Here is a 2,742-nt window from a genome sequence, read left to right on the forward strand (position 1 = left end):
CCACACGCAATCCTTTCGTTGTTAAGGTTCCATTTACATCTAATGTGGAAGTTGGTGTATCAGTATGAATACCTACAAAACCTCCTCCTGAGCCATCCATATCAAAAGGTTCTACAAAAAAGGAGGGAGTATTCAACATATTAAAACCAATCATCAACGAATTGGAATTGGGATTGGCATACTCTACCCATCGAAGTCCTTTCAAATATCCACTTCCAATAATCCAGGAATTAGCTGCGGTTGCATGAACATGATTACCTAAAGCAAAACTTCCATTACTCATGGCTTTTGAATAAAACCCTGCAGCCATAGAATATGAGGCTTGGGATTCTGTATAACTACCGATAGCTGTTCCCGTAAGAGAGTTAGTAATTACATTATCATGACCATTTGCATCTTGTGCAAAAATAAACGAAATAGAAGATAAAAGGAATACACCTAGAAATAGGATTTTTTTCATAATAGATATTTTTAAATATAGATAAATACAGAATTGACTACAAACATATACTCTAATAATATATATTACAAATAAAAATAAAAATATTTTGAAATTATATGCCTAAATATTGAATTTACTAGGCTTTCAAAAGGTTAGAATCATCCTCTTTTCATATACTTAATACCTTTTTTAACAAAAACGTAACCCTAAAAAATGAAGAATTTTGTCATTTTTTTTAAAACCCGCAAAATAAAGACTTTAAAAAAGTATTTATCACTAAAAACATTTGCTATTACAAAATAAACAACTTCAATTTGTTAATTTTTACTATTTTTGGAGCCTAAATCATTGCATGACCATATCAATATATTAAGAATAGTACGATCAATCTATCTATATGAACAACAAACTAACGGCTTCAAACACTGGTATTACTAAAAAACCTAACCTTATAATTACATTTATAGCTATCTTACTATATCATCTCAAATCCTTTATCTCATCACTATTAACTGATATCTTTTCACTGTTAATTGTAATCTATAACTTGTTAGCTAAAATTTTCCAACTTTTCACTGTTAACTTCAAACTGTTAACTGTTAGTTGTTCACTGTTAATTATTCTTTCCCTCTCCCCACTAAATTCCACCGCCCAAGGACAATTCAATAACTGGTGTTTCGGCGACAGTATAATGGTAACATTTAATGATGGCGCTCCTCATTATGTAGAATCAACTGGCATGTATGCAAACCTTGGAGCAACAAGTGTTTCTGATAATAATGGGAATCTAATGTTTTATGCTACTGGTCAAAATGTATGGAATAAAAACCATGTGAGAATGGAGAATGGAGAATGGATGGGTGGGGATGCACATACTATTGTATCGGCCATTTCAATTCCTTATCCTGATCAAGAAGGGAAATACATCTTATTTATCAATACCAATTCAGTTAACCCTACAAAAAAATCACTTGGTCTGTCATACTCTATTATAGATATGAATTTAAATGCCGGCTTAGGTAAAGTCCTATCAAAACAAAACGACCTAAATACAAACTCTTCGATTAGGTGCGCAGTAATCAAGCATAAAAACAATAAAGACTATTGGTTAACCTATGTAGAAAGGTATTCAAACACTCATAAAACCCATTTAATTAATGAGGATGGAATAAGTATTAATCCAATTACTCAAAATATAGGATATTATCATCCTGATAATCCTTGGATTGCAAATGCTTTTATGAAATTCAGTCCTGATGGAAAAACATTCGCTTTATTACACAATTCCCCAGGTAACTTGCTTGAATTATATCACTTCGATAATGCCACAGGGCTTTTTAGCGATCTTCTTACAATTGACAACTTTGATCACCCTACTAGTGTAGAGTTTTCACCTAACATGCAGAAGCTTTATGTAGGACAAGGCTTATCAGATGGGGATGGTTCTATCTTTCAATTAGACATATCTAATTGGAATGAAACAGCCATTAAAAACTCAAAAGAGCTCATCACAACTACGCCTAATTATCTAGGTTCTATGCAAGTAGGTCCGGATCACAAAATCTATATTTCAATTTATGATCATCTCCATTTAGCTGTTATTAATCAACCTAACTTAGATGCTGCCTCATGTGATTTCATATTGAATGCGGTCAGTCTTAATGGCAGAAACCCCAAATATTCCTTGCCAATTTATAATCCATCCTACCTCTTCGCTGCCGATTTCAACTTCGAAAACGGCTGCGCAGGAACCCCTATCGTCTTCACCCTCACCAACTCAGAATATATCACCTCGGTAAACTGGGATTTTGGAGATGGAGAAAGCAGTACCGAATTACAACCCTCCCATACTTTTACCAGCCCCGGCACCTACGATGTACAAGTAGAAGTCACTAACAATGGAACCGTATATACCGATACTCGTAGCATAGAAATCGGTTCTGGGATCAGTTTCACCATCACCCCATCAAGCCTAGAATGCGAAGGCGAAGACATGCAACTCAGTGCCCCTACAGGCTATAGCTCCTATGAATGGTCTAACGGAGGCTCCTCTGCCACCACCACAGTAAACAGCAGCGGTACTTACACTTGTAGCATCAACGATAATGGAGGATGCATAAGTACTGAGAGCTACGATTTAACAATGAATCAGCCCGATAATGTGACCTTCCAAAATCCCAATGCAGTATGCTCAGGAGAAACAGCAGTAGAGCTCAACGGTGGATTACCCACCGGAGGAGTCTATTCAGGAAGTCATGTGAGCGCAGGATATTTTAATGCCCAAGCAGCAGGAATAGGGA

General features: G+C 35.8%; 2 protein-coding genes. One reads left to right on the forward strand and one right to left on the reverse strand.

The window, feature by feature from the left end; all coding sequences use genetic code 11:
- On the reverse strand, positions 1-460 hold a 460-nt coding region (locus HNS40_RS22060), incomplete at its 3' end, for a hypothetical protein (RefSeq protein ID WP_172284876.1).
- A gap of 673 nt (positions 461-1,133) precedes the next feature.
- Here HNS40_RS22060 and HNS40_RS22065 point away from each other — a divergent pair.
- Positions 1,134-2,742, forward strand: a 1,609-nt coding sequence (locus HNS40_RS22065; protein WP_172284877.1) for a PKD domain-containing protein, incomplete at its 3' end; no start/stop codon positions are given.

It is taken from the genome of Lentimicrobium sp. S6, from assembly GCF_013166635.1.
Classification (GTDB): domain Bacteria; phylum Bacteroidota; class Bacteroidia; order Bacteroidales; family UBA12170; genus UBA12170.